This is a genomic window from Saccharopolyspora sp. NPDC050389 (genome assembly GCF_040655595.1).
In the GTDB taxonomy this organism is placed as follows: domain Bacteria; phylum Actinomycetota; class Actinomycetes; order Mycobacteriales; family Pseudonocardiaceae; genus Saccharopolyspora.
The window spans coordinates 11,391-17,558 of record NZ_JBFAKG010000146.1 but is presented as its reverse complement, the minus strand read 5'-3'; the positions used below and the strand labels follow the sequence as shown (position 1 = coordinate 17,558).

The window sequence follows — 6,168 nt, the reverse complement described above, 5'->3', positions numbered from 1 at the left end:
CACGCCCTCACACGTGATCATCAGCCACATATCACAACCACACACAACCCCTTCCAAAACAGCCTCTATAGCAGCCCAAAAGACTCACGGCCCCGTTGGGAACAGGAACTCAGTAGCCCTGGTAGCCGCCGCCCTGGGACATGGCCTTCAGACCCGGGTGTCCCTCGAAGCCGCCGTAGCGGTCGAAGGTGTAGCGGACGCCCGCGATGATGTTGTCCACCGGGTTGTAGATGTCGTCGTGCCCGGGGAGTTTGTGCGCCTGGAACGTCGGGTCGATGCACTGCATCAGGCCCTTCGACGGCGTTCCCTTCGCCGCGTTGGAGTCCCAGTCGTTGATCGCGTGCGGGTTGCCGCCCGATTCCTTCTGGATGATCGTCCAGATCTCGTCGATGTTGTCCTCGGTGACCGGAATGCCGTTGGCCTGCAGGATCTTGATGGCCTCGCGGATCCACTCCTCGACGTTGCCGGGCGGCGGGCCACCGCTGGGCGGGCCACCGCTCGGCCCGAGCCCGCCACCGCCGCCGGACTCACCGCCACCACCACCGCCGGAGCCGCTGCCGGAGCCGCTGCCAGAACCGCCCGAGCCGCCGGACGAGTTCGACTCGCCGCCGGGCGTGCTGGACTGCTGCTCGGTCGCCTCGGGCGGCGTCATGTCCCAGTCGACCTGCCGGCCCGGGGCCGGTGTGAACGGCTGCTCGCCTGCCTTCGGCAGCGCGGAGAACACGTCGGTCAGCCCAGCCGTGGCGCCGCGCAACTCGCCCAGCGCGGCGCCGAGCTTCGCGTTCGCGTCGTCGATCTTGCCCTTGGCCTCCTGGGCGTGCTCCTTCATGGCCTTGGTGATGGCGTCGTCGCGCCGCTGCGCCGCCTCTTCCTTGGCCGCGTCGTCGGCCGCTCCGGCGATCTCCTTCTGGTACGCGTCCTCGGCGGCTCGCGCATCCGACAGCGCCCGCTCGCCGATCGCGTTGACCTCGTCCTTGGCGGACTGCACGCCCTGCGCCGCCCGCTCCAGCACGTCGGCCGAGCTCTGCAGCGCCTCGCGGGCCTTGTCGAACCCGCCGGTCACCTTGCCCATGTAGCCGACGAATGCGTCCGCGGACTCGCCCTCCCACGCCCCGTCGAGACCGCGCACCGCCTGGCCGAGGTCCTGCCCGTGGTCGCCGGTGCGGCCGGCCGCGTCGCGCCAGCGGTTGCCGATCGCGCGGATGTCATCCGGCCTGCTGTTCTCGATCTTGCGCAGCTGCTCGGCGAGCTCGCCCCCGCCGGGCTTGCCCGCCACCTCTCCCGAAATCCCCATCAGGTCCCCAGCTCAGCGGAATGATTCGACGTTCGCCTGGTCGGTCTCGTCGACGGTGGTCCGCACCGCGTCGAGCGCGCCGCTGACGCTGCGCAGCAGCTGCTCGGCGGCGTCGAACTCGCGCTTGCCGGTCGCGTCGAACTCGGTGATCGCGGACGCGAACGAGCCCGCCGCCTCCAGCTCGCCGAAGATCGCTGCGTCGACGTGCTGACCTTCGAAGCCGTCCCCCACCGCCCCGACCGGCCCGGCCTTGCCGTCCACCGCCGACCGGCAGTCCTCCATGGCTTCCAGGTTGTAGCCCGCCTGGGTCACAGGCGCCTCCTCGTGCTCGACCCCGCGCACCCGGCGGCGGTCCCCCGCGGCCGGGTTCACCGCGGCCAGAGCAAGAACACCAGAAAAAACCGCCCGGTGACGGGATTTCCCCATCACCGGGCGGTTTTCGCCGAAGTTTCCGTTTTGGTCAGGAGTTCGGGATGGCGATCTCGCCCTGGACCGCGCGGAGCGCGATGTCGGTGCGGTAATGCGAGCCGGGCAGGTGCACGCCGGCGACCCGTTGGTACGCCGCCTCGCGGGCCGACTCCAGGTCCTCGCCGGTGGCCACCACCGACAGCACGCGACCGCCGGCGGAAAGCACCGCGCCGTCCTCGCGGCGCCGGGTGCCGGAGTGCAGGATGCCCTGCGCGTCGCCGCCCTGGATCACGTCGTCGACGCGCGGCCGGCCGGGATAGCCCTCCGCGGCGATCACGATGGTCACCGCGGCACCGGGCTCCCACTCCAGCGGCGGCTGCTCGGCGAGCTCACCGCGCGCGACGGCGTTGAACAACGACGCCAGCGGGGTGTGCAGCAGCGACAGCACGGCCTGGGTTTCGGGGTCGCCGAAGCGGCAGTTGAACTCGATCACCTGCGGGCCGCTGGAGGTCAACGCCAGCCCCGCGTACAGCAGCCCGGAGAACGGCGTGCCGCGGCGCGCGAGCTCGTCGACGGTGGGCTGCACGGCGGCGCGCACCACGGTCTCCACCAGGTCGTCCGGCGCCCACGGCAGCGGCGTGTAGGCGCCCATGCCGCCGGTGTTCGGGCCCGCGTCGCCGTCGCCGACGCGCTTGAAGTCCTGCGCCGGCAGCAGCGGGACCACCGTGGTGCCGTCGACCAGGCAGAACAGCGATGCCTCGGGGCCGTCCAGGAACGACTCCAGCAGCACCGGGTGCCCGCCGTCGAGCAGCTTGAGCGCGTGCGCGCGCGCCGCGTCGAAGTCGCCGGTCACCAGCACGCCCTTGCCGGCGGCCAGGCCGTCGTCCTTGACCACCCAGGTGGGGCCGAAGTGCGCCAGCGCGGCGTCCAGCTTCGCCGGGTTGTCGACCACTTCGCTGTGCGCGGTCGGCACCCCGGCCGCGAGCATGACGTCCTTGGCGAAGGCCTTCGAGCCTTCGATGCGCGCGGCGGCCTTCGACGGGCCGAAGCAGGCGATGCCGGCCGCCCGGACCGCGTCGGCCGCGCCCGCGACCAGCGGCGTCTCGGGGCCGAACACGACGAGGTCGGCCTTCCACTTGGTGGCCAGTTCGGCCACTTCAGCCGGCTTCGCGACGTCGACGCCGTAGGTCTCAGCCAGCGCAGCGGTGCCCGCGTTGCCCGGCGCGCAGGCCAGCGCGGTCACGGACGGGTCGCGGGACAGCGCCAGCACGATCGCGTGTTCCCGGCCACCGCCACCGATCACGAGGATTCGCACAAACCGTGAGCGTAGAGCGTGCGGCACGCCACGTCGGCAATGCCCCCGCACTTTTTGGCGCGGATGCCTCGCCGGGGGTGGCTCATCCGGCCGATCCCGGTAGTTCACCCGGCCGTTGTCGCGGGGTTGCCCGGCCTTGCGCGAATGGTCGATTGCGGCGGTCAGTGTTTTGCCCGAATGTGCAGCGTTGATCGACATGCTGCGCGAGAAACAGGAGGGCACATGACCATCCGGGTACGCCTGACGGCGCTGTCCGTCGCGGGTGCAGCGGCGCTTGGGCTGATCACCGCGCCCGCCATCGCCGCACCGAACCCGCCGCAGGGCGCCGACCAGGTGGCGGTCTTCGGGCACCGCGGCGCCTCCGGGTACCGGCCGGAGCACACGCTGGCCTCCTACGAGCTGGCGGCCCGGATGGGCGCCGACTACATCGAGCCCGACTTGGTGTCCACAAAGGACGGCGTGCTGGTCGCGCGGCACGAGAACGAGATCGGCGGCACCACCGACGTCGCCGACCACCCCGAGTTCGCCGGCCGCAAGACCACCAAGGTCATCGACGGCGGCTCGATCACCGGCTGGTTCACCGAGGACTTCACCCTCGCCGAGCTCAAGACGCTGCGCGCCAAGGAGCGCATCCCGGACGTCCGGCCGAACAACACGATCTACGACGGTCGCTACGAGGTGCCGACGTTCCAGGAGGTCCTGGACCTGCGCGCCCGGCTGTCCCGGGAGCTCGGCCGCCACATCGGCGTCGCCCCGGAGACCAAGCACCCCAGCTACTTCGCCAAGCTCGGCCTGGCGCTGGAGCCCGGCGTGGTCGAGGCGCTGACCCGCAACGGCCTGAACCGGCCGGACGCCAAGGTCGCCGTGCAGTCCTTCGAGGTGGCCAACCTCAAGGAGCTCGACCGGTCGCTGCGGGTGCAGCTCGTGCAGCTGATCAGCAACTCCGGCGCGCCGCAGGACTTCGTCGAGGCCGGCGATCCGCGCACCTACGCCGACCTGGTCAAGCCGGCGGGTCTGCGGGAGATCGCGGAGTACGCCGACGTGATCGGGCCGGACACCAAGGTGATCCTGCCGGTGAACGCCGACGGTTTCCTGACCGCGCCGACCACCGTCGTCGCCGACGCCCACGCGGCCGGCCTCGAGGTGGTGCCCTACACGGTCCGGGCGGAGAACAAGTTCCTGCCCGCGGACTTCCGCTCCTCGGCCGACCCGGCCGCCTTCGGCGACGCCTTCGGCTTCTTCCGGGCGCTGTTCGAGCAGGGCATCGACGGCATCTTCAGCGACCACCCGGACATCGCCGTCACGGCCCGCGACGAGTTCGCAGGCCGCTGACCGAAGCTCCACACCGGCTGCTCGTGAGGCCGGATGGAGCAGCGGCGCTGAGCGATCGGGCCATCGGGCCGCCTAGCCTGTCCATGTTGGACGGAGGTGCCTGGTGGCCCAATTGCTGCTCGTGCTGATCGGCGCCCTGCTGGTCACCGCGGTCGCGCGGAGTCGCGAGATCGCCGCCCCGCTGCTGCTGGTCCTGGTCGGCCTGGTCGTTTCGCTGATCCCCGGCACCGCGCGGCTGGAGATCGATCCGGAACTGCTGCTGACCGCGGTGCTCCCGCCGCTGCTGTACGCCGCCGCGCTGGAGAGCTCCTACACCAACTTCCGGGCCCGGATCGCGCCGATCGTGCACCACGGCGTGCTGCAGGTCGTCGCCACGTCGTTCCTGGTCGGTTGGCTGGCCTACACGCTCATCCCGGAACTGCCGCTGAACTCGGCGATCGTGCTCGGCGCGGTCATCGCACCGCCTGACGCGGTCACCGCCGCCGCGATCGGCCGCCAGCTGAAGCTGCCGCGCGGCATGATGACGATCCTCGGCGGCGAAAGCCTGATCAACGACGCCGCGGCGCTGACCATCTACCGGATGGCGATCGCCGCGGTCGTCGGCACCACGCCGTCCCTGGCTCAGGGCACGCTGGTGTTCGTGCTGGCCGTGGTGGTCGGCGTCGGCCTCGGGCTGGTGTTCGGGATCCTCGCGCAGATCGCCCGGACCCGTGTGCCGGACGTGCAGGTGGCGACCCTGCTGGGCGTGCTAGTGCCGTTCATCGCCTACCTCACCGCCGAGCAGCTGCACGGCTCCGGCGTGCTCGCGGTGGTCACCGCCGGGCTGTACGTCGGCCACAACCAGCCGCGGGCGCGGGCCGCCGGGCGGCTGCAGGAGCACACCGTCTGGGGGTCGATCAACCTGCTGCTGGAAAGCCTGGTGTTCGCCTACATCGGGCTGCAGCTGCAAACCGTCGTCGCGGCCATCGTCGCCTCCGGGCGCAACCTCGGCATGGTGTTCGCGTCGGCGCTGTTCATCCTGGCCACGACGATCGCGGTCCGGATCCTGTGGATGTTCGGCTCCAACTACCTGCCGGGCCTGTCGCAGCTGCTGGCCACCAGCACCAAGCGCGGCGTCCGGTGGCGGCGCACCGCCGTGCTGTCGTGGGCCGGGATGCGCGGCGTGGTCACGCTCGCCGCCGCGGGCGCGATCCCGCACACCACCGGCACCGGGGAGCCGTTCCCGGCGCGCGAGCTGATCCAGTTCATCGCGTTCGTGATCGCGGTCGGCACGATCCTGGTGCAGGGCACCACGCTGCCGTGGCTGATCCGGAAGCTCGGCATCACCGACCCGGACGAGGCCGCGCGCGACGACCAGGCGGAGGCGGAGGCCCGGGTGACCGCGACCAGCGCCGCCCTGCGGCACCTGGACGGGCTCACGCCCGACGGCCTGAACACCAGCCCGGAGCACTTCGACCGGATCATCGGCCGAATGAAGGACCTGGTGGAGCACCAGGGGATGGCCGCGGCGGAGCAGGTCGGACGCACGCCCGCGGAGCGGGCGGACACAGCGAGCAAGGTGTTCTCCGACTTGCGCCGCGACCTGATCGAGGTGCAGCGCTCGGCGATGGCCGACGAGCGGGACGCGGGCAACGTCGACGACGAGGTGCTGCGCCGCGTCCTGCGCGAACTCGACCTCCAGGAAGCCGCCCTCGACAGCTCCTGGCGCAACCGCTGAGATCAGCCGGCGTAGAGCACGGGTCGTGGGGGGGGGGGGGGGGGGTGTAGGAGGGGGGGGAGGAATAAGCCCCCGACAGCACCGGGGTGGGGGGGGTGTGGT

Annotated in this window: 5 protein-coding genes; 2 read left to right on the top strand and 3 right to left on the bottom strand. The window is 71.4% G+C overall.

Annotated features, from left to right (window positions below):
• Positions 1-109: 109 nt before the first annotated feature.
• The 3 genes from AB0I53_RS46555 to purD all read right to left on the bottom strand — a co-directional run bounded on the left by AB0I53_RS46555 (position 110) and on the right by purD (position 3,017).
• Positions 110-1,294: a transglycosylase SLT domain-containing protein gene (locus AB0I53_RS46555; protein WP_358616820.1), complete on the bottom strand. Its 1,185-nt coding sequence runs from the start codon at positions 1,292-1,294 to the stop codon at positions 110-112.
• Positions 1,295-1,306: 12 nt separating this feature from the next.
• A complete protein-coding gene (locus tag AB0I53_RS46550; RefSeq protein WP_358616818.1) occupies positions 1,307-1,606 on the bottom strand; it encodes a hypothetical protein in 300 nt (99 codons plus the stop codon).
• A gap of 148 nt (positions 1,607-1,754) precedes the next feature.
• Positions 1,755-3,017 (bottom strand): phosphoribosylamine--glycine ligase, encoded by a 1,263-nt coding sequence (gene purD, locus AB0I53_RS46545; RefSeq protein WP_358616815.1) that lies wholly within the window; start codon positions 3,015-3,017, stop codon positions 1,755-1,757.
• A gap of 222 nt (positions 3,018-3,239) precedes the next feature.
• On the opposite strand from purD, the gene AB0I53_RS46540 reads away from it, so the two are divergent.
• On the top strand, positions 3,240-4,349 hold the full coding sequence (locus tag AB0I53_RS46540) for a glycerophosphodiester phosphodiesterase (RefSeq protein WP_358616813.1): 1,110 nt from the start codon (positions 3,240-3,242) through the stop codon (positions 4,347-4,349).
• Between the two features lie 103 nt (positions 4,350-4,452).
• A complete protein-coding gene (locus AB0I53_RS46535; RefSeq protein WP_358616811.1) occupies positions 4,453-6,066 on the top strand; it encodes a Na+/H+ antiporter in 1,614 nt (537 codons plus the stop codon).
• Positions 6,067-6,168: the final 102 nt, after the last annotated feature.

Coding starts and splice junctions, on each gene's coding strand:
- AB0I53_RS46540 (WP_358616813.1), top strand. CDS start 3,240: ATGACCATCCGGGTACGCCTGACGGCGCTGTCCGTCGCGGGTGCAGCG.
- AB0I53_RS46555 (WP_358616820.1), bottom strand. CDS start 1,294: ATGGGGATTTCGGGAGAGGTGGCGGGCAAGCCCGGCGGGGGCGAGCTC.